Source organism: Actinomadura xylanilytica (assembly GCF_030283145.1).
Taxonomy (GTDB): domain Bacteria; phylum Actinomycetota; class Actinomycetes; order Streptosporangiales; family Streptosporangiaceae; genus Spirillospora; species Spirillospora xylanilytica.
Window position 1 is genome coordinate 797,048 of the sequence record NZ_JASNWE010000002.1, and the last position, 19,898, is coordinate 816,945.

17 protein-coding genes are annotated in these 19,898 nt (G+C 70.9%); 5 read left to right on the top strand and 12 right to left on the bottom strand.

The window, feature by feature from the left end:
• Window positions 1-294: 294 nt before the first annotated feature.
• The gene (locus QP090_RS14780) at window positions 295-4,017 is read right to left on the bottom strand and encodes a replicative DNA helicase (RefSeq protein ID WP_285939435.1); all 3,723 of its coding nucleotides are present in this window, start codon (window positions 4,015-4,017) and stop codon (window positions 295-297) included.
• Window positions 4,018-4,369: 352 nt separating this feature from the next.
• Between QP090_RS14780 and QP090_RS14785 the strand changes: the two genes are divergently transcribed.
• Window positions 4,370-5,704 (top strand): MATE family efflux transporter, encoded by a 1,335-nt coding sequence (locus tag QP090_RS14785; protein WP_285939436.1) that lies wholly within the window; start codon window positions 4,370-4,372, stop codon window positions 5,702-5,704.
• A gap of 150 nt (window positions 5,705-5,854) precedes the next feature.
• On the opposite strand, the gene QP090_RS14790 is transcribed toward QP090_RS14785, so the two are convergent.
• On the bottom strand, window positions 5,855-6,418 hold the full coding sequence (locus QP090_RS14790; protein ID WP_285939437.1) for a GNAT family N-acetyltransferase: 564 nt from the start codon (window positions 6,416-6,418) through the stop codon (window positions 5,855-5,857).
• Between the two features lie 58 nt (window positions 6,419-6,476).
• Here QP090_RS14790 and QP090_RS14795 point away from each other — a divergent pair, with 58 nt between their 5' ends.
• Window positions 6,477-6,665: a hypothetical protein gene (locus QP090_RS14795; RefSeq protein WP_285939438.1), complete on the top strand. Its 189-nt coding sequence runs from the start codon at window positions 6,477-6,479 to the stop codon at window positions 6,663-6,665.
• Between the two features lie 49 nt (window positions 6,666-6,714).
• Here the strand turns inward: QP090_RS14795 and QP090_RS14800 are convergent, their stop codons facing one another.
• The 6 genes from QP090_RS14800 to QP090_RS14825 all read right to left on the bottom strand — a co-directional run bounded on the left by QP090_RS14800 (window position 6,715) and on the right by QP090_RS14825 (window position 9,866).
• Complete coding sequence (locus tag QP090_RS14800; RefSeq protein ID WP_285939439.1) at window positions 6,715-7,653, bottom strand: peptidoglycan recognition protein family protein; 939 nt, start codon at window positions 7,651-7,653, stop codon at window positions 6,715-6,717.
• 158 nt (window positions 7,654-7,811) lie between these two features.
• Entirely contained in the window at window positions 7,812-8,258 is a 447-nt protein-coding gene (gene rplI, locus QP090_RS14805; RefSeq protein ID WP_285939440.1) for a 50S ribosomal protein L9, read from the bottom strand.
• A 14-nt stretch (window positions 8,259-8,272) separates the two neighbouring features.
• Window positions 8,273-8,509, bottom strand: a complete 237-nt coding sequence (gene rpsR, locus QP090_RS14810; protein ID WP_019631633.1) for a 30S ribosomal protein S18 — start codon at window positions 8,507-8,509, stop codon at window positions 8,273-8,275.
• A 67-nt stretch (window positions 8,510-8,576) separates the two neighbouring features.
• On the bottom strand, window positions 8,577-9,164 hold the full coding sequence (locus QP090_RS14815; protein ID WP_285939441.1) for a single-stranded DNA-binding protein: 588 nt from the start codon (window positions 9,162-9,164) through the stop codon (window positions 8,577-8,579).
• Window positions 9,165-9,202: 38 nt separating this feature from the next.
• Window positions 9,203-9,493, bottom strand: coding sequence for a 30S ribosomal protein S6 (rpsF, locus tag QP090_RS14820; protein ID WP_285939443.1), 291 nt, complete (start codon window positions 9,491-9,493; stop codon window positions 9,203-9,205).
• Window positions 9,494-9,701: 208 nt separating this feature from the next.
• Window positions 9,702-9,866: a hypothetical protein gene (locus QP090_RS14825; protein ID WP_285939444.1), complete on the bottom strand. Its 165-nt coding sequence runs from the start codon at window positions 9,864-9,866 to the stop codon at window positions 9,702-9,704.
• Window positions 9,867-10,086: 220 nt separating this feature from the next.
• On the opposite strand from QP090_RS14825, the gene QP090_RS14830 reads away from it, so the two are divergent.
• The 3 genes from QP090_RS14830 to QP090_RS14840 all read left to right on the top strand — a co-directional run bounded on the left by QP090_RS14830 (window position 10,087) and on the right by QP090_RS14840 (window position 11,977).
• Window positions 10,087-10,392: a hypothetical protein gene (locus tag QP090_RS14830; protein ID WP_285939445.1), complete on the top strand. Its 306-nt coding sequence runs from the start codon at window positions 10,087-10,089 to the stop codon at window positions 10,390-10,392.
• Window positions 10,393-10,431: 39 nt separating this feature from the next.
• A complete protein-coding gene (locus QP090_RS14835; RefSeq protein ID WP_285939446.1) occupies window positions 10,432-11,202 on the top strand; it encodes a deoxyribonuclease IV in 771 nt (256 codons plus the stop codon).
• Window positions 11,203-11,578: 376 nt separating this feature from the next.
• A complete protein-coding gene (locus QP090_RS14840; protein ID WP_285939447.1) occupies window positions 11,579-11,977 on the top strand; it encodes a DUF4190 domain-containing protein in 399 nt (132 codons plus the stop codon).
• 5 nt (window positions 11,978-11,982) lie between these two features.
• Here QP090_RS14840 and QP090_RS14845 read toward each other — a convergent pair whose 3' ends face one another.
• The 4 genes from QP090_RS14845 to QP090_RS14860 all read right to left on the bottom strand — a co-directional run bounded on the left by QP090_RS14845 (window position 11,983) and on the right by QP090_RS14860 (window position 19,621).
• Window positions 11,983-12,450: a barstar family protein gene (locus QP090_RS14845; protein WP_285939448.1), complete on the bottom strand. Its 468-nt coding sequence runs from the start codon at window positions 12,448-12,450 to the stop codon at window positions 11,983-11,985.
• 382 nt (window positions 12,451-12,832) lie between these two features.
• Window positions 12,833-14,299 (bottom strand): glycosyltransferase family 87 protein, encoded by a 1,467-nt coding sequence (locus QP090_RS14850; protein ID WP_285939449.1) that lies wholly within the window; start codon window positions 14,297-14,299, stop codon window positions 12,833-12,835.
• 175 nt (window positions 14,300-14,474) lie between these two features.
• On the bottom strand, window positions 14,475-16,907 hold the full coding sequence (locus tag QP090_RS14855; RefSeq protein ID WP_285939450.1) for a transglycosylase domain-containing protein: 2,433 nt from the start codon (window positions 16,905-16,907) through the stop codon (window positions 14,475-14,477).
• A gap of 488 nt (window positions 16,908-17,395) precedes the next feature.
• On the bottom strand, window positions 17,396-19,621 hold the full coding sequence (locus QP090_RS14860; RefSeq protein WP_285939451.1) for a transglycosylase domain-containing protein: 2,226 nt from the start codon (window positions 19,619-19,621) through the stop codon (window positions 17,396-17,398).
• Between the last annotated feature and the right edge of the window lie 277 nt (window positions 19,622-19,898).

The window sequence follows — 19,898 nt, forward strand, 5'->3', positions numbered from 1 at the left end:
GAGCGCCCGCAAGGGCCGTCGCCGGGCGGACGCATCCGGCCACACCGCAGATGACCCGCTACTGGGGTCGAGCACACCGCGGAGTCGAAGCCATCTCGCACGATGGTGATCGATCGGACTCGGGCCCGGGTGATCGCGCGGTTCGGTCCGGGCGAATAGCAGCGCGTCACGCATGCCGGGAAGACAGCGAGGCAGCCGTCCCAGTCTCAGATTCGTGTCAGATATGGCATCGCTTGGCCATCGCTCGTGAGATTTGGCCACGAAATCTGAGACCCTACAACCCGCCCGCGGCCTCTACTGGGCCATGTCGACGAAGCGGCTGTAGTGGCCCTGGAAGGCGACCGTGACCGTGGCCGTCGGGCCGTTGCGGTGCTTGGCCACGATCAGGTCGGCCTCGCCCGCCCGGGGCGACTCCTTCTCGTAGGCGTCCTCGCGGTGCAGCAGGATGACCATGTCGGCGTCCTGCTCAATGCTGTTGTGGGCGAGGACCCCGTCCGCGACGAAGTTGTGCGTCTCTTCCACTGTGGCGTCGAAGACCGGCTGGGGTCCGAGCGGTTCGATGGCCACGATCGTGTCCCAGAAGACGTCGTCATTCCCCGCGTGACGGAGCGCATCGGAGTCGAACGCTTCGGCGCACCGCGGATAGCGGGCCCGGGAAATCCCCACCCGGTGCTGCGTCGATCCGCAGTATCGGGTTCCGGTGGCCGCCTGGAACCGGCGTTCGGACGTGCCGAGCCGGACACGCTCCACTTTCACCGCCCCCCACGATTCGCGGAGGAGCGACCCACTATTCGGGTTGTCGAGATGACCGCTGACCTTGGCGAACAGCACCGGGATGGATTCGCCTCGGCGGCCGTGGACTCCGATTTCCCGGCAGAAGATTCGCAGGTCGGGACCGTCCGCGACGGTGACGTGATAGCTGGGGCGATTTCCCTTCTTGGGTACTTCTCGGATACGGGCGATGATTCCGAACCGGGACAGGAGGTGCGTCACGCCGTCCGCGAGGGTCCTGCTCGTGGTGGCGTAGGACACCTTCGGCGCCGATCCCGCCGACACCGCCCCGCACCCGTCGGTCGCCCACAGGTGTCGCAGGAAGACCGCTAGTTCTGCGCGGTCGGCCCCGTAGAGCACGTCCGGGATCCGCTTCTCGTGCGAACGCAGGTTCTCGATGCCGAGTTCCCCGAACCAGGCATGCAGCGGGTTGCGGCTGCGCGCGCACCGGGAGGGAGCGGGAAGGTAGGAGTGCCACCAGGCGTTCTGCCGGACGCGACGGGGGTGGATGCCGAACTCCGCCGCCGCCCGCTCGACGAAGTCAAGGTTGGCGGGCTCGTTGGAGGTGTAGCGCACCGGCTGCTCGCGGAGAACGCACCCGTCGCCGATGAGATGGGCGAGCAGCCCCAGCCGGTGCTCGGACCAGCCGATCTCCGCCGCCAGCGGTTCGGGGGTCCGGCGGGGAATCGCGATGCGGTCCCCCGGGGTCAGATCGTCCAGGGGCGCCCATCCGTCGAACTTCAGGAAGGGATGGTTCCCCGAAGCCTTGACCTCCCGGCCGGAGGCGAGCCGCAACCGGTAGGTCTCCTTCACTCCGGAAGGGAACACATTGGTCACGGGCCTGGGCACCAGGCGCCGGTTCCGGTCCAGCGACCACACCTGGACGTCCCTGGCCTCACCGTCGAGAAGACTCCCGAGTGTCACGGGGGCGCCGGTGTCGGCCCGCAACAGCGTCGTATCCCTCGTCAAGCACCCGGACTCGCGCAGGTCCGACACCATGGGCTTCTTGTCGGTGCGCTGCTCGGGACCACGGTTGAGCTGCGACAGCGCGATGACGGGCACGCGGAGTTCCTTGGCGAGGAGCTTCAGCGAGCGGGAGAACTCCGACACCTCGACCTGGCGGCTCTCGACCCGCTTCCCCGACGACATCAGCTGCAAGTAGTCGATGATGACCAGCCGCAGGTCGTGCTGCTGCTTGAGCCGCCGGCACTTCGCCCGGATCTCCATCATCGACATGTTGGGCGAGTCGTCGATGAACAGCGGCGCCTCGGCCACCTCGCTCATCCGGCGGGCCAGCCGGGTCCAGTCCTCGTCCTGCATGGTGCCCGACCGCATCGCGTGCAGCGCCACCCGCGCCTCGGCCGACAGCAGCCGCATGGTGATCTCGTTGCGGCCCATCTCCAGGCTGAAGAACGCCGAGGTCAGCCCGTGCTTGATCGACGCGGCGCGGGCGAAGTCGAGCGCGAGCGTCGAGTTGTGCGTCGGGACGCACGACCGCCCGGCCAGGTACATGTGGTCGTCGTTGTCGACCTGGACGCACCGGACCGGCACGCTCTCGACCGGCCGCACGTCGACGATGTGCCGCACCCCGGCCCCGGCCCGGACGACCCGGGTGGTCCCGGCGGCGGCGCGCTGCCGTGCCGCCTTGCCCGGCGTCCGGAACACCGTCTCGGCGGGCGCGAAGCCGACCTGGTGGCGTGCGGCCGTCCCAGCGCCCTCGGGCCGCTCGGCCGTCATCGTGGCCCGGTACCCGAGGGTGAGGATCAGCTCGTGGACCCCTTCGGCCAGCCGCCTGGTGGACGGGGCGAACCGCACCCGGCCCGTCCCGTCGACGAGGCCGCCGGTGTCGAGGAGCCCGGCCAGCAGCGCCCGGCGCTGCGCCCCGGACGCCCGCAGGTAGGCCGCGGGGATGTGCGCGCCGCGTCCGTCGCCGCCGCCCAGCCGGGCGCCGAGCACGTAGGGGTCGACGGGCAGGTCGGCGGACGGCAGATCGAAGGGCTCGGCGACCTCGACCGCGTGGTTGGGGCGGCCGTCGCCCTCGCAACGCAGGGACGCCGCGATCCGCTCGGTGGTCCTGACCGCCGGGCGGGACTCGGCCCCGGCGGGACGCCCGTGCCGCGCGGCGTGGCGCGCCGGGAGCTCGAGCGTCGCGTGACCATGAGGGGAGGACAGGCCGCTCTTGAGGCCGAGGCCGAAGGTGCCGAGCCCGCCGGGCCGTGTGCGGAGCGGGTGGAACGACTCGATTCGGCCCGGCAGCGCGGTCTCCCGGTGCGTGACGCGGTGGCGAGCGCCGGTGCGCCACCCGTTCGCGCGCCGGTCGGCGTGCTCGCGTTCGCCGGCCGGCGCACCACCGCCCGCGCGGGCGGTGGTGCGCCATTCGTGCTGCGCATCGACGACGATCACCTCGCCGTCGGAGAACTCCACCTCGTAGCAGGGACGGCCGCGCATGACCTCGGTCGCGGCGACCACGCGGGTCGGCCTGCCGTCGGCGCCGATCAGGTGGTCGCCGACCCCGACCTCGCCCATCGTGGTCCAGCCCGCAGGGGTCGGGAGGGGCGTGTCCAGGGCGGTGGCCTTGCCCATCGCGGGACGGGCGGCGACGACGATCATCTGCCCCGGGTGCAGGCCGTTGGTCAGCGCGTCCATGTCGGCGAAGCCGGTGGGCACGCCGACCATCGAGCCGCCGCGGCTGCCGATGGCCTCGATCTCGTCGAGGGCGCCCGGCATGATCTCGCTCAGCGGCACGTAGTCCTCGCCGGCGCGCTTCTCGGCGATGGCGAAGACCTCGGCCTGGGCCCGGTCGAGGACGTCGTCGGCGTCGGCGCCGTCAGCGGCGTACCCCATCTGGACGATGCGGGTGCCGGTCTCGACCAGCCGGCGCAGCACCGAGCGCTCGTGCACGATCTTGGCGTAGTAGCCCGCGTTGGCCGCGGTCGGCACCGAGGAGATCAGCGTGTGCAGGTAGGGGGCGCCGCCGATCCGGCTGATCTCGCCGTTCTTGGTGAGCTCGCCGGAGACGGTGACGGCGTCGGCCGGGTCGCCGCGGCCGTACAGATCGAGGATGACGTCGTAGATGATCTGGTGCGCCGGCCGGTAGAAGTCGGCGCTGCCCAGCCCCTCGATGACCTCGGCGATGGCGTCCGGGGAGAGCAGCATGCCGCCGAGCACGCCCTGTTCGGCGGCGATGTCGTGCGGTGGCGTGCGTTCGAACTCCTGCTCATGCGGTCCGAGCTCGGTCACACTCACCCTCGCACCCCCTTCATCCCGGCCGCCGGCGGCCCCGCCCGCCTCGTTGCCGATCGTCCCTCACACGTCTATCTCCGGCCTCGGACATTCTGCGAGTCCGCGTGCCCCTTGGGCAAAGAAGCCTGTGGACGACGATGTGGAGCCCCTGTGCAGACACGCCGCCCAGGTTGTGCACGACCTGTGGACAACCCTGGGGAAAACTTGGAGCAAGATCCCCTAGCAACTCTCTGACCTGCGAAAACTTTATCCACCGGCTGTGCAGAAAAAGAAAGTCGCGAATCGGTCCCAGATCCGGGCTGGTAAGCGACAAATTTCCTAAGAAGATTACAGCTTGGTAGCCTGGTGCACAGACATGATCGGCTCATCCCTGCGGCGGCGCCTGAACGCCCACGACCGCGAGATCCTGCGCCTCGCCGTCCCGGCGTTCGGCGCGCTGATCGCCGAACCGCTCTTCCTGCTGTCGGACTCCGCGATCGTAGGGCACCTCGGCACCGCGCAGCTCGGCGGCCTCGGGGTGGCCGGGCAGGCCCTGTCGACGCTGGTCAACCTGTGCGTCTTCCTCGCCTACGGGACGACCGCCGGAGTGGCCAGGCAGGTCGGCGCCGGCGACCTGCCGTCCGCCGTCCGGCAGGGCATCGACGGCATGTGGCTCGCGGTCGTGATCGGCGCGGTGCTCATCCTCGCGGGCTGGCCGCTGACACCGTGGCTCGTGGACGCGTTCGGCGCCTCGGCGTCCGTCGCCCCGTACGCCGAGACGTATCTGAGGGTCAGCCTGTTCGGCATCCCCGGGATGCTCGTCATCCTCGCCGGCACCGGCGTTCTGCGCGGCCTCCAGGACACCCGCACCCCACTGCTGGTCTCCATCGGCAGCTTCGCGCTGAACCTGGTGCTCAACCTGCTCTTCGTGCTCGGTTTCGGCTGGGGCATCGCCGGATCGGCCTGGGGCACCGTCCTCGCGCAGACGGGCGGCGCCGCCGTCTACGTCGCGGTCGTGCTCCGCGCGGCGCGGCGGCACGGGGCTCCGGTACGGCCCGACGCGGCGGGGCTGCGCACCTCCGCCACGGCGGGCGTGAACCTGCTGCTGCGCACGGCCGCGCTGCGCGTGGTGCTGATCGTGGGCACCTCGCTCGCGGCGCGGATGGGCGACGGCGAGATCGCCGCGTACCAGGTGGGCTTCCAGGTGTGGACGCTGCTGGCGTTCGCGCTGGACGCGCTCGCCATCGCCGGCCAGGCGATCACCGGCCGCCACCTCGGTGCCGCCGACGCCGCCGGGGCGCGGGCGGTGACCCGCCGGATGGTCGGCTGGGGCGTCGGCTGCGGCGTCCTCTTCGCGGTGGCGGTCTTCGCGATGCGGCCCTGGCTGCCCGGCCTGTTCACCTCCGACGGCCAGGTCCGCGACCTGCTGCTCGCCTCGCTGATCATCGTGGCGGTGCTCCAGCCGGTGGCGGGGGTGGTGTTCGTGCTGGACGGCATCCTGATCGGCGCGGGCGACGGGGCGTACCTGGCCGTGACGACGCTGGTCGCGACGCTGGTCTACCTCCCGGTCGCGCTGCTGGTGTACGCGGGGGGCGGCGGGCTGGCCGGGCTGTGGCTGGCGATCGGGCTGTGGATGCTCACCAGGATGGTCACGCTGGGCCTCCGGGCCCGCGGCGACGCCTGGCTGGTCACCGGCGCCGTACGCCGCTGACGGCGCCGTCCCTCACGCTCTCCGGGCGGCGAGCCGGGCCCGCATGCCGTCGATGAGCAGCGCGAGCCCGTACTCGAAGCTCCCCCCGGCGACGACCTCCAGTCCCTGGAGGAGGCCGCGGAACGCTGGTTCGGACCGGCCCGCTGACGGTCAGGGCGAGGCCGGGTGCGTCCAGGTGAGCAGCGCGTGGGTGCGCCCCTTGTCCTCGACCTCGACGGGCTCGGCGCCGCTGAGCGTGTACCCGGCGGCGCGAGCCACCGCCGCGCTGGCGTCGTTGGCGGGCTCGATCTCCAGGGACACCACGGCGAGGCCCGCCCCCTCGTGCGCGTACGCCGTCATCAGCCGGAGCGCCCGCGCCGCCAGCCCCTGCCCCCGGTGCGCGGCGCCGACGGCGTAACCGAGCGTGCCGCGCGTCCGGTCGAGCAGCACCTCGCCCAGGGGGACGCGGCCGTCGGTGGTGATCGCCAGGTGCAGGCGCTCGGCGGACGCCCTCAGCCGGGCCAGGTACGCGCCGGCCGCGGCCAGGTCGAACGGCGCGGCGAGGGGCGTCCAGTAGGCCACCGCGGGGTCGTCGAACAGCTCGGCCATCGCGGCCAGGTCGGCGTCGTCCCACTCGCGGAGCACCAGGCCCTGCCCGCTGAGCCGGATCTGCTGGGTTCGGTCGATGAGCGTCTCCGATCTCGAGGTGGCACGGGTGGGGCCGGTGCGCACCATGGGGGTCGATTCGCGGAACCCTACCCGGACCGGGTGCCCCGCTCGCTACCATTCGAACATGTGTTCCACACACGGCGAGCGGATGGCCCGGCTGACCCAGGCGATCGAGGACCTGGCGGCCGAGGGCCTGGCCGGGCTGCCCACCGAGACCCTGGTGGAACGGGTCGCGGGCATCTGGTCGCTGGTCGAGGGCCTCGACCCCGAGATCGCCCGCAGCCGGACCCGCTACACCACCCCCGACCCCTGACGGCGCGCCGCGCCCCTCATCCGCGCCTCATCGTCCATGGCGCTCGGAGTCAGGGCCGCCGCGTCGGCTCGGAGAATTCCTGACCGGACGGGTGCCCATGGTCGAGGTGGCTCGCCCTGGGCGCCGGACCGTCCCCCGCCCCCGTACCAGGCTCCGTATCCGGATGATGCCCCGGGCTCGGGCTGTGCTCCGCACCCTGATCGTGCTCCGGGACCGGCCCGCCGTCCTCCGGAGGCCCGCCGTCGGCTTGCGCGGGCGGCGGGGAGCCGTTCAGGCGAGCGGCCACAGCGTCGCGCAGCTCCGGCAGGCGTGCGTAGAGGACGTCACCAGGGCAGTCGGTATCGTTGTAGTCGCGGTGGCCGACGATGGCACGCGCCGGGTCGAGCCCGTACGCCTCGCACAGCCAGGCGCAGACCTCCACCAGCGAGGACCAGAGGCGGCCCGGCACCGCGGCCTTCATGTACGTGCCCTCGTTCTCGATCCCGATGGTGTGCCCGTTGTGGTGCAGCACCTGAGCGCCCACCGCGAGCCGGCCGTCGTGGACGGCGCGCAGGCTGCGGTTGCGCCCCTCCATCACGAACCCACCGCGGCTGATGGTGAACTGCTGGCCGATGTCGTCCCAGCCGTTGGAGTCCATGTGCAGCTCCTGGATCTCGCGGGAGATCCGGAAGGCGTGCGCGAGCGTCTCGTCGGCGGAGTTGGGCCACTCGGTGTGGTGGACGATGATGCGGGTCGGCGCGCGGTCGAGCACGGTGGCGGGGTGCCTCGGCGGCGTGGCCTTCCATTCGCGCCGGGTGTAGATCCGTGGCCGCGGCGCCGCCGTGCCGGGCGGGAGGATCGCCGCCGTGCCGGCCGGAAGGGTCGCCGCCATGGCCTCGCGATCGGCCGATGCTCCGGATGCGAGCACCTCCAGCAGGCCCGCGCCGACCACGCCCCCCAGCATCGAACGGCGGGTCAGACCCCGCGGCCCCTCCGAATCGGCGAACATCGCCGCCCCTTCCGTCCAATGATCGATTACTCACGGAACGTAGCGGCCGGGATGTCGATCACCAAGGACAGGGCGGTTCAGGGGCGTTTCACGTGAAACGAAAACGGAACGGCCGGAACCCCCGAAGGGATCCCGGCCGTTCCGGTGCCGGATGCGGATCAGACCTCGACGACGTCCACGTCGATCGTGGCGCTGACCTCGCTGTGCAGCCGGACGCTGACCCGGTGCGAGCCGACGGTCTTGATCGGGTTGCCGATCTCGATCCGCCGCTTGTCCAGGTCGGGTCCGTTGGCGGCCTTGACCGCGTCGGCGATGTCGGCGGCGGTGACCGCGCCGAACAGGCGCCCGTTGCTGCCCGTGCGGGTGCGCAGGGTCACGGTGAGCGCCTGAAGCCGGCCGGCGACCTCCTTGGCGTGCTCGACCGTGGCGATCTCGCGGGCCGAACGGGCCTTCTTGATCGACTCGATCTGCTTCTCCGCGCCCCGGGTCCACTTGATCGCGAACCCGCGCGGCACGAGGTAGTTGCGGCCGTAGCCGTCACGGACCTCGATGACGTCACCGGGCTCGCCGAGCCCGGAGACCTGCTGAGTCAGGATGAGCTTCATGTTTCCCATCCCTCCTAACGCGCGGTGCTGGTGTACGGCAGCAGCGCCATCTCACGAGCGTTCTTGATCGCCGTGGCGACGTCCCGCTGGTGCTGGGTGCAGTTGCCGGTCACCCGACGGGCCCGGATCTTGCCGCGGTCGGAAATGAACTTCCGCAGCAGGCCGGTGTCCTTATAGTCGACGTAGGAGATCTTCTCCTGGCAGAACACGCAAACCTTCTTCTTCGGTTTGCGCGGAGGTGGCTTCGCCATCGTGGTGCTCCTTTTCCAGAGCCCCGCTCACACGGGAATGGACGGGATTATCGGATGAATCGTGTCGTTAGAACGGCGGGTCGTCGGAGAAGCCTCCGCCGCCACCGCCGCCACCGCCGGTCGCCCAGGGGTCGTCGGCCGGGGCGCCGCCCCCACCGGGACCGCCCTGGCCGCCTTGGCCGCCTTGGCCGCCGCCCTGACCGCCGCCGAAGCCGCCGCCCCCACCGGAGCCGCCGCCAAAGCCGCCGCCCTGACCGCCGCCGCCGAACCCGCCGCCTCCGCCGCCCTGCCGCTGGGTCTTGTTGACCTTGGCGGTGGCGTTGCGCAGCGACGGGCCGACCTCGTCGACCTCGATCTCGTAGACGGTGCGCTTCTCACCCTCGCGGGTTTCGTAGGAGCGCTGCTTGAGGCGTCCCTGCACGATCACCCGCATGCCGCGCTGGAGGCTCTCGGCGCAGTTCTCCGCCGCCTGCCGCCAGACGTTGCAGGTCAGGAACAGGGCCTCGCCGTCCTTCCAGTCGTTCGACTGGCGGTCGAAGAACCGCGGCGTCGAGGCCAGGCGGAACGACGCGACCGCCTGGCCGCTGGAGGTGAAGCGCAGATTCGGGTCCTCGACGAGGTTCCCGACGATCGTGATTACGGTGTCGCCTGCCATGGGGCTCGCTCCGGCTGACGTGAGGGCTGAGCCGGGGCTCAGTGCACCTCGGGGCGGATGACCTTGGTACGGAGGATCGACTCGCTCAGGTTGAGCTGACGGTCGAGCTCCTTGACCGTGGCAGGCTCAGCCGACAGGTCGACCACCGCGTAGATGCCTTCGGACTTCTTCTGAATCTCGTACGCCAGGCGCCTGCGGCCCCAGACGTCGACCTTCTCAACGCTGCCGCCGTCGTCCTTGACGACCTTCAGGAACGGGTCGAGGGCCGCGCTGGCGGTGCGCTCGTCGATGGCGGGGTCGAGAATCGTCATGAGTTCGTAACGACGCATGCTGTCCCTACCTCCTCTGGACTGATGCGGTCACGGTCTCTCCGTGACAGGAGGGCTGTTGCGTCTCCCGCGGCGGTGTTGATCCGGATCGCCGGGACTCCGGCCGCGAGACCGATACAGGCTACCAAGAGTTGGCAGCGTGCGAGCCGTATCCACGTGCCGCCGGACCGGCCGGACCAGGCCCGGCCCCGGGCGCGCGGGGGCATTGTCAGCGCCGGGCGCCGGCCGGTGCGGCCTTCGCGCAGCGCCGGCGTTCCAGCTCGGCCATGATGTCGGCCATGCGGGCCCGCATCCTGGCCGCCTGGGTCGTCAGCAACGACAGCTCCTCGACGAGCTCCGCGTCACCGATGACCGCCAGCTCACTCTCCCTCACCGTGTGCACCTCCTGCCTCTCCCCGCTTCCCCTCGGGGCGGACCGAGATCGCTGTTCTCGAATCCGTGTTCGACGGTACCGGCTGCGGCCGACATTATCCGCCCGACCCGAGCCGATTGGCCGCCCGTTCCGCCGGGAATCCCTCTGTGGGCGCGGTTCGCCCGTCCGGCGATCCGCCCCTGGCCCGGAACGCGCACCACGCACCGGAGGGAGCACCCCGATGTCACACCAGGCAGCCGAGGGGGATCGACCGGCCATCGACATCGACGGCGGGGTCCGGCGACATCCGCTGGAGAGCGCGCTGTCGGTCGTCGCGATCACGGTGGGGCTGCTCGCGCTGATCCTCGGCGCCATCCCGCCGACCCACTTCTTCGGCGCGGTCGCCGGCGTGATCGGCCTCCCGATCGCGCTCTACTCGCAGATGGTGTCGGCGACGACCAACGAGCGCTGGCTGAACGTGATCGGCATGGTCGCCTCGTTCGTGGGCACCGGCTTCGCCCTCCGACACGGCGGCTTCGGCATCTGACCGGGCGGGGCACGGCCGGGCGGAGCTAGTCTCGTTGGCATGCGCATCGGAGCCCACGTCGATCAGACCAATCCGCTCGACAGTGCCCGCGCCATCGGGGCCGACGTCGTCCAGTTCTTCCTGGGCGACCCGCAGGGCTGGAAGAAGCCCGTCCTGCCCGAGGGCGTCGAGGCGGTCCGCGACTCCGACGTGGACGTCTTCGTGCACGCCCCGTACACGATCAACGTGGCGACCTCCAACAACCGGATCCGCATCCCCAGCCGCAAGAACCTGACCCAGCAACTGGAGGCGGCGGCCTCGATCGGCGCCAAGGGGCTGATCGTGCACGGCGGCCACGTGCTCAAGGACGACGACCCCGAGACGGGGTTCGAGAACTGGCGCAAGGTGTTCGAGCGGATCGACCTCCCGATCCCGGTCCTGATCGAGAACACCGCCGGCGGCGGCAACGCGATGGCGCGCCGGTTCGACCGGATCGCCCGGCTGTGGGAGGTGCTGTCGGGGGTGCCGGGCCTGGACGGCAAGCTCGGCTTCTGCCTCGACACCTGCCACGCGCACGCGGCGGGCGAGGAGCTGATCGACGCGGTCGACCGGATCAAGGCCATCACCGGCCGCATCGACCTGGTGCACTGCAACGACAGCCGCGACGCGTTCGGCTCGGGCGCCGACCGGCACGCCAACCTCGGCAGCGGCAGCATCGATCCGGAGCTGATCCTCACCGTCGTCCGCGCTGCCGGGGCACCGGTCCTGGTGGAGACGCCGTCCGAGGGACAGGCCGACGACATCGCCTGGCTGCGCGGCAACCTGGCCTGAACCGCCGGCTCGGCGGGAACTCGCGGCGGCTTCGCGGGAACCGGGCGACCTGGGGCTGCATCTAACCGGGAGGAACCAGCCCTCAGTCACATCAGCCCAGCGCGTGCGCCGCTCTTCCCCTGCGGTGGACGCACACCCGGACGGGACGTTCATGCCTCAGCCTGCCCAAGCCCCGCACGGCCGACCAGACAGCCCGTCCACAGCGCCCGTCCGCTGTCGCCCGCTTGGGGACGGTACGGCCGGGAGCGGCCGAGCCGCACCGGGCAAGACGGCGACAAACTCATGGCTGCCCATCAGACTGGCATAATCCGCACTCCAGCCCTCAGCGCACGCGCGAAACTCTCGGCGGCGGGCGCGCGACCCGAATGGGAAGTCCATGGCACAGCCCCCCTACGACCCCTACGGCTACGGGGCCCAGGACCCATACGCACAGCAGCAGCAGTCCTATCCCCAGCAGTCGTCTCAGCCGGTCCAGCATCACTACTACGGTGCCGGACCGGTGATGCCGGCGACCAACGGCATGGCGACCGCGTCGATGGTGCTCGGCCTCGTCGGCTTCTTCTCCTGCGGGTTCACCTCGATCCTGGCGATCATCTTCGGGCACGTCTCGCACAGCCAGATCAAGCGGACCGGTGAGGGCGGCGCGGGGATGGCGACCGCCGGCCTGATCCTCGGCTACATCATGACGGTGGGCTGGATCATCGGCTGGATCTTCTACCTCGGGCTCTGGGCCGTACTCGTCGGCAGCGCGGCCAGCACCGGGTCCACCTACTAGCCCGGTCAGCCGAGACGGGGGACGCCGGCCACCTCCACGCCGACGCTCGACAGGAGCACCGTCATGGGGGTGGGGGTGTCCCGCCAGGTCTCCACCGCCTCGGCGAAGACGTCGAGCGCCGTGCGGAACGCCCCCTGGTCGAGGTCGGCCAGGTCGGCCCACGACTCGTACAGCACCAGGTAGCCCTCCTGGGAGGGCGCCCACGACAGGTCGGCGAGGCAGTCCTCCAGCGCGTCCCAGTTGCCGCCGAACCAGTCCGGGAAGCCGAAGACCTCGGCGCACAGCGCCAGGAACGCGTCCTTGTCCCGCGCGCGGCGGCCGTCCAGATGGAACCCGCGCCAGCCGGCCTCCCCGGCCCGCGCCGTCCAGCCGGTGTCGCCCATCGGGCCCGCGCCGGCGGGCGTCCGCCACTGGTAGACGCCCGGCTTCACCTCTCCCGCGAGCAGCTCGGTCAGTGCTTGGTTCGCGTCCACGTCATCTCCCGGCAGTTCTTCTCTTCGCCTCAGCGGGGCCCGCGATCGCGATGGTGATCCGCCCCTGTGGTGACGTTCCCCGTTCTTCCCGGCGCGGACGCGCCGCACGCCGCGATCCGGCGGGCCCGGACCCGGAATCGTCGCACAGTGCCCGCGCGCGTCCCCCGGACGGCGCGCTGACCTGCGCATTTTGGCCGGACGACCGGCACCGCCCCGGCCACCTCCGCACGATCCCTTGACGGACCGCCACTCGCCCTTTAACCCGAGATGGACTCCACGCGCACCGCCGACACCCGTCGCCGCCCGCGGCTGACCCGCGCGGTGCTGCCTGCTGCTCGGGAGGATCAACGGCCGGCCCGAGCCGCCGCCTCAGGCGCTCGGCTCAGGCGCTCGGCTCAGCCGCGTGCCGCGCCCTGCCACGCCATCTGCGCAGGCTGACCACGTCGGCCGCGCCGTCGAGGAACCCGCCCGCCGGATCGTCGGCGCCGTCCGTCCGGACGAGGTCGCCGGACGGCCGCAGGACGTCCAGCACCACCAGCACGGCCAGCAGCAGGACGGTCAGGAACCGCGCGAGCAGCGCCACGCCGTAGGTCGTGCTGGAGATGCCCTCCGCCGGGACGTCGAAGCCCAGCAGCGTCGAGAGTGTCGCCGACGGACCGGCGCCGGTCGCCTGGTTGGTGACCGACAGCAGGTACCACCAGACGCCGAAGAAGTAGACGATCTCGCCGACCTGCCACAGCACGAACGCCGGCAGCTTCGGCCGCGCCAGCGCGGCCAGGGGCAGCAGCCACAGCACGTACTGCGGCGACCAGACCTTGTTGGGCAGCATGAACGCCACCAGGACCAGAAACATCAGCTGCGGCAGCCGCGGCCGGCGCGGCGCCGCGAGCGCCAGCACCGCGATGCCGAGCGCGAGCACCAGGAACGTTCCCGTGCCGAGCAGGTTGAGCCGGTCCTTGTCGTCCAGCCCGGACATCCCCTGGTCCTGGAGGAAGAAGAAGATCGACCCCCAGTCGACGCCGCGGTGCTGGCTGAAGGTGTAGAACTCCAGCCATCCGTCCCACGCGAAGAGCATCACCGGCAGGTTGACCACCAGCCACGCCGCCGCCGTGCCGGCCAGCATCCGCCCCATCGCGCGCCACTGCCCGGCCCGGACGCACAGCAGGACCAGCGGCCCGAGGAACAGCAGCGGATAGAACTTGGCCGCGATGGCCAGCCCGAGCAGCACTCCCGCCAGCGCGGGACGCCGCCGGGACCACGCGGCCAGCGCCAGCGCCGACAGCGCGACCGCGAGCAGGTCCCAGTTGATGTAGGCGGTGAGGAGCAGCGCCGGGGACAGCGCGACCATCAGCCCGACGCGCAGCGACCGCCGGCCCGCCACGTACGCCGTCGCCAGCACCGCGACGATCGCCAGCAGCGCGAGCAGGAGCGCCGTCACGTTGTAGAACGCCATCCCCCGCGCGTCGACGCCGAACGGCCGCACCAGCAGCGCCACCGCCTGCATGAACGCGCCGCTGAGCACCGGGTACTCGACGTAGTGGAGGTCGGAGCCGGTGAAGGTGTCGAAGTAGGGCAGCTTGCCTTCGCTCAGCCCGCGCCCGAAGTACAGCGGATAGATGTCGGTGTAGCAGCCGCGGGTCGTCGTCTTGACGAAATCGAATCCCGCCGAGGCACAGGGATATTTCTGGAGCCAGCCCAGCAGGCAGACCAGGGCCGTGACGCCCGTGAGCACCGGCGTGAGGCGGGCGAGGCGCCCCCTCGGGGGCCGGTCGCGCCCGCTCTCCTGGTCCACCGCGTCACCGTCGGTCTGGGAGCCGGGCATCCTGAGCCTTTCGGGGGACGACGACATGCCAGCAGACTATTGGGCTCCCGGCCGCCCTCGGACACGCCCGATCGAGCCACGCCCGCATCGCCGGACGGCACCTCCGGGACGTGGTTCCGATCGGCCCCGGACGGCGAACGGCCCGGAGCCGCCGTGGCGGGCTCCGGGCCGTTCGATCTTCGTGCGGTGGTTCAGGTCCGCGTCACGGCTGCGGCCCGGGCCCTGGCCCCGGGGTCTCCGTCTCCTTCCGGCAGGCCGGGTGCTCGCTGTGCGAGATGCACCACCAGCCCGGAGCCGGGACGGTCGGCGGGAGGTCCCGGTTGCAGCCCTCGGGCATCCCGACCTGGTTGCACGGCTGGGTGCCCGGGGGCGGTGTCTCCGGCGCCGAGCTCGTCGGGGGCGGCGTGGTCGCGCAGTTCGGGGCCTCGGGCCGGCCCGGAATCCTCGGCTGGCCGGGCCGGCAGGTGGGCGTCTCGGTCGGCTCCGGCGTCTTGGTCGGCGTCGGCTCCGGCTTCGGCACGCCCCAGGTCGCGATCTCTCCGCCGTTCGCCGGCGGGTCGAACTGCTTGATCTCCTTGCCGTCCAGCGCCATGGTCATGTAGCGCCTGAAGACCTCGGCCGGGACCGTGCCACCGTAGATCCCTTGGGAGTAGCCGCCGACCCCGACCAGCGACTGCTGCACCTTGCCCTTCTGCCGCCACATCGCCACCGACGTCGCGTACTCGGGCGTGTAACCGACGAACCAGGCGGCCTTGTTCGCGGTCGTCGTACCGGTCTTGCCCGCCACGGGCCGGTTCCCGAGACTCGCCTGCTTACCGGTACCAGTCTGGACGACCGCGCGCATCGCGGCGGTGGCGTCGTCGGCGACCGCCTTCGGGAACACCTCGGTGGCGGTCTGCCAGGGCAGCTTCTTGATCACTTTGCCCGCGCTGTTGACGGCGGGCGTGCCGTCGGCCTTGCTGATCTTCTCGATCACGTGCGCCGGGCGGTGCTTGCCCCCGGCCGGGAAGGTCGAGTACGCCTCGGCCATCCTCATCGGGCTGACCTGGATGACGCCGAGCGGGAGGCTGGTGTAGGTGGCGTTGAGGCCCTCGGTCTTCGGCGGGATGCCCATCCTCCCGGCGGTCTCCACCACCTTGTCCAGCCCGACCTTCTGCCCCAGGTCGATGTACGCGGTGTTGATCGACATCTCGGTCATCTGCTTGAGGTTGTAGACGCCGTTCTCACTGGTGCTGTCGTTGGTGAAGCTCGAACCGTTGATGACCCGCTTGTAGCTGCCGTCCATCGTGGTCTGAAGGCTGACGCCCTGGTTCAGCGCGGTGGCGAGCACGATCGGCTTGAACGACGAGCCCGGCTGCACCCTGGCGTCGAAGGAGTCGTCGTACTGCTGCTTCTTGTAGCTCGAACCACCGTAGGCGGCGACCACGCCCCCGGTGTTCGGGTCGATGGTGGTGAGCCCGAAGCGGATCTCGTTGGAGAGGTTCCGCTCCTTCTTGACGGCTCTCACCACCTGGGCGGTGTAGTTCTGCAACCGCTCGTCGAACGTGGTGGTGATCTTCAGGCCGCCACTCTCGATCAGGGTGTTGTCGAAGCCGAGAGCATTCAGCTCCTTGTACACCCGGTCGCGGAGGTAACCGGTCTGGTTGCCCTCCTTGACATCGCTCCACTGGTTCTGGGCCGTGGGGAACTTCTGCTCGGCCTGCTTGTCGGCAGCGAGCCAGCCCTCGCTCACCATCCCGTCGAGCACGTAGTTCCAGCGGTGGATGAGCGCCTTCTTGGCCGGCTGGTTCGGGTCGCCGGTGACCACGAAGTAGCCCGGGCGCTGGATCAGCGCGGCCAGCATCGCCGCCTCGGAGACGTTGATCTCCTTGACGTCCTTGTGGAAGTAGGCGCGCGCCGCGGCCTGGATCCCGTACGCCGACCGGCCGAACGCGACCGTGTTGAGGTAGGTCTCAAGGATGTAGTCCTTGGTCCGCTCGTTCCCCAGCCGGATGGAGATCAGGATCTCCTTGAGCTTGCGGTTGATGCTGCGTTCTTGGCTCAGGCCCTCGAAGTAGTTGCGGGCGAGCTGCTGGGTGATCGTGGAGCCGCCCTCCACGCTGCCACCGGAGGCCGCCTTGAGCAGGGCGCGGCCGACGCCGCTCGGGGACACGCCGGGCTCGTGCTCGAAGCCGCGGTCCTCGGCGGCGAGCACGGCGCGCTGCACATGCTCGGGGACGTCCTTGAGGGCGACGTCCTCGCGGTGCATGCCGACGCGCGCGATCGGCTTCGTCCCGCCCTTGAAGTAGAACACCGACTCCTGACGCAACGCGTCGTGCTTCCCGTTGGGAATCGGGGTGTTGGCGTACGCGATCGCGACGAGCGCGATGCTGCCCAGCATCAGCAACGCGACAACGGCGGCGACGATCTTCCAGGACGGGACGTAGCGCCGCCATCCCGTCTTGCGCGGCTTGCCGGACCGCTTGCCGCGCCGTCCCCTGCCCTCACCGTCGCCGGGGCCGCCGGGACCGCCTGGGCCACCGGGGCCGCCGCGTCCGGGACGGGGCCCGCCGGGTCCGCCTGGGCCGCCAGGACCGCCCCGTCCGGAACCGGGGCCGCCCGGTCCGCCGGGACCACCGCGGCCGGGGGCGCCCATCGGGTTGCCGGCCGGGGCCGGGGGCGCGCCCTGCTGGCCATCGCGTCTGCCGGGAGGCGCGGCACGGCGGCGACCGCCACCGCCGCCGCCGCCGCCCCGAGAAGGGGTAGCACCGCGGTCGGCGGCCCTCCCACCGGCCCGCGAGGGCCGGCCGGACGCCGACGCGCCGCCGGGCGCACCGCGGCCATTGGGCGCGCCTGACCCCCCGGGGCGGGGCGAGCCCCTACCCGGGCTCTCTCCGTATTCCGGTCCGTATTGGCTTGGGTTACTCACGCGACCTCATCAACTGGGTACGGCTGTGCGTCGTCCGAGGGTACTGCGCACATCGGGGCAGGAGGGGCGGGAGAGCCCGCATCCGGACCGTACGGAAACGTTTGCATTATTCGTCATGCGCCGGTCACGACTCATCCCACCTTGGATCCCGGTTCCGGCTTCCGATCGGTTCTCGTGCGGCCTCCGGCTTCCGTTCGACGGACGGACGCCGGAGGCTAGTCCACCGGCCTGCTGGAGAGCTTCCGGGGCTGCTGCTCCTGAGGGTTCGGCCATTCATTGTTGCCGCCGCCGCCACCGTTTCCGCCACCGCGGCGGCACAGCGGGTTGTCCCGGTGCATCTGGCACCACCAGCGGGGCGGGTCGGCGCTCGGCGGCTTGTTCGGGTCGCAGTTGCCGTCGGGCATCGGCGACTGGCAGGGCGGCTTGCCGCCCCCGTCGCCGTCGTCGCCGTCCTGGCAGCGCGGGTCGTACTTACCGATCGGGGTCTTGCACCACGCCGGCTTGCCGTCGTCGTCCTTCGGCTTCTTGGGCTTGTACGGCTCGGCCCACTTCTGCGGGGAGCCGGTCCACGCCGGCTGCGGGAACTGGTCGACCGGGGTGCCCTTGGTGGCCTCGGCCATGTAGGCGTGCCAGATCTTGGCCGGGATGGTGCCGCCCTGGACCTCACCGCCCGCGATGTTCAGCCGCTTCCGCTTCTCGTTGTACATCGTCACCGCGGTCGAGATCTTGGGGGTGTAGCCCACGAACCAGGTCGCGACGTTCTTGTCGGTGGTACCGGTCTTGCCCGCCACCGGACGGTCCGGCAGCGCCGCCGCCTGCGCGGTGCCGCCCGGCTTGACCACCTGCTGGAGCGCGTAGGTGACGTCCGCGGTGACGCCGGCGCTGAAGGTGCCGGCCTTGTGGTCCCAGCTCAGCACCTTGACGGGCTGCTTGTCGGCGTTGTTGACCGCCTTGACCACGTGCGGCTGGTGGTAGGTGCCGCCGTTGGCGAACACCGCGTACCCGGCGGCCTGCTCGATCGGCCGGATGTCGTTGATGCCGAGCGCCAGCCCGGCCTGCTCCTTGAACGGCTCCACCATCGAGGGGTTCACCCCCGCCTTCTCGGCGGTCTTGACCACGTCGCCGATGCCGACCTTCATCGCGAGCTGGAGGTAGGCGGTGTTGGTGGACTCCTTGGTGGCCTGCACCAGGTTGATCGCGCCCTTGCCCGCGTGGCTGTTCGGGATCGGGCCGAGCGCGCCCGGCGTACCGTTCGGCACGACCTTGCCGGTGCCGTCGAAGGACACCCCCGAACGGCCCTCGACCAGGCTCTTGAGCCCGTACCCCTTCTCCAGCGCGGTGGCCAGCACGTACGGCTTCATCGCCGATCCGGCCTGCGCCGACCCCCACCAGACGTTGTCGAACGACTGCTTGAGGTAGCTCGGCCCGCCGTAGATCGCCTCGACCTCGCCGTTGGTGGCGTTGACCGACACCAGCCCGAGCCGCACGTGCTTCTTCAGCAGCTTGGCGGGGTCGATGCCCGGGACGGTGTTCTCCACCGCCTGCTTCGCGGCCTTCATCTTGCGCGGGTCGAAGGTCGTGGTGATCTTCAGACCCTTCTCGATGATCTGCTGCTCGGTGATGCCCTTGCGCTCGAGCTCCTTGATCGCCCGCTTGATCATGTAGCCGCGCTGGCCGCCGAAGGTCACCGGGCCGCCGATCGGCGCGGTCTCGGGGAGCTGCTTGGAGTACTTGTCGAAGTCGGCCTGGCTCAGCGCACCGATCTTGCGCATCCCGTCCAGCACGTACCGGTAGCGCACCAGCGTCTGGGCCTGCGCCTGCTTGTCGTCGCTGCGCGGGTCGAGCCGGCCGGGCTGCTGGATGACCGCGGCGAGCAGCGCGCCCTGGTCCGGGCGCAGCTTGTCGACGGTCACCTTCGGGCCGTAGTAGGCGCGGGACGCCGCCTGGATGCCGTAGGCGTTGCGGCCGAAGAAGATCGTGTTGAGGTAGAGCTCGAGGATCTTGTCCTTGGTGCCGAGCTTGTCCTCCAACTTCAGCGAGATGAACATCTCCTTGAACTTCCGGGACATCGTCCGGTCGTCGCTGAGGTAGTACTTCTTCGCGAGCTGCTGGGTGATCGTGGACCCGCCCTGGGTGTCGCCGCCCGACACGTTGTTCCACACCGCGCGGGTGATGCCGGACGGGGAGAAGCCGTTGTCGCTGCGGAAGCTGCGGTTCTCCGCCGCGATCACCGCCTCCTGCACCGGCTTCGGCACGTCCTGGATGCTGATGGGCTCGCGGTTCTTGCCGATCCGCCCGATCTCGGTGCCGTCGCGGTAGTAGAAGATGGCCGCCGTCTTGACGGCGTCGGAGTTGCCGATGTCCGGCACCGGCGTCTGGGCGTACGCGACACCGACGAGCGTGGCGAGGCCGGTGAAGCCGAGCACGGAGACGCCGGTCACGACCTTCCATGACGGGATGAACCGGCGCCAGCCCGTGCTGCGCGACCTCAGATGCTCGACGATGCCGCGCTTACCGCCACCACCGCCCGTCCCGCCTGGTCCCCCGGGGCCGCCAGGACCACCGGGACCACCAGGACCGCTCGGGCCGCCAGGCACACCGGGCCCTCCGGGGCCGCCTGGTCCGCTGCCGAAGCCTGCGGGAACGCCCGCCCCCCCGAATCCGCCGCCGAATCCGCCGCCGGACCCGCCGGGTCCACCGGGCGCGCCGGGCGCGCCG

What these genes read in the sequence shown, in the direction of transcription:
- rplI (WP_285939440.1), bottom strand. Translation starts at nt 8,258, where the DNA reads ATGAAGCTCATCCTGACTCAGCAGGTCTCCGGGCTCGGCGAGCCCGGT.
- QP090_RS14850 (WP_285939449.1), bottom strand. Translation starts at nt 14,299, where the DNA reads ATGTCGTCGTCCCCCGAAAGGCTCAGGATGCCCGGCTCCCAGACCGAC.
- QP090_RS14790 (WP_285939437.1), bottom strand. Translation starts at nt 6,418, where the DNA reads ATGGTGCGCACCGGCCCCACCCGTGCCACCTCGAGATCGGAGACGCTC.
- QP090_RS14815 (WP_285939441.1), bottom strand. Translation starts at nt 9,164, where the DNA reads ATGGCAGGCGACACCGTAATCACGATCGTCGGGAACCTCGTCGAGGAC.
- QP090_RS14830 (WP_285939445.1), top strand. Translation starts at nt 10,087, where the DNA reads ATGTCACACCAGGCAGCCGAGGGGGATCGACCGGCCATCGACATCGAC.
- rpsR (WP_019631633.1), bottom strand. Translation starts at nt 8,509, where the DNA reads ATGGCGAAGCCACCTCCGCGCAAACCGAAGAAGAAGGTTTGCGTGTTC.
- rpsF (WP_285939443.1), bottom strand. Translation starts at nt 9,493, where the DNA reads ATGCGTCGTTACGAACTCATGACGATTCTCGACCCCGCCATCGACGAG.
- QP090_RS14840 (WP_285939447.1), top strand. Translation starts at nt 11,579, where the DNA reads ATGGCACAGCCCCCCTACGACCCCTACGGCTACGGGGCCCAGGACCCA.
- QP090_RS14855 (WP_285939450.1), bottom strand. Translation starts at nt 16,907, where the DNA reads ATGGGCGCCCCCGGCCGCGGTGGTCCCGGCGGACCGGGCGGCCCCGGT.
- QP090_RS14800 (WP_285939439.1), bottom strand. Translation starts at nt 7,653, where the DNA reads ATGTTCGCCGATTCGGAGGGGCCGCGGGGTCTGACCCGCCGTTCGATG.
- QP090_RS14785 (WP_285939436.1), top strand. Translation starts at nt 4,370, where the DNA reads ATGATCGGCTCATCCCTGCGGCGGCGCCTGAACGCCCACGACCGCGAG.
- QP090_RS14835 (WP_285939446.1), top strand. Translation starts at nt 10,432, where the DNA reads ATGCGCATCGGAGCCCACGTCGATCAGACCAATCCGCTCGACAGTGCC.
- QP090_RS14795 (WP_285939438.1), top strand. Translation starts at nt 6,477, where the DNA reads ATGTGTTCCACACACGGCGAGCGGATGGCCCGGCTGACCCAGGCGATC.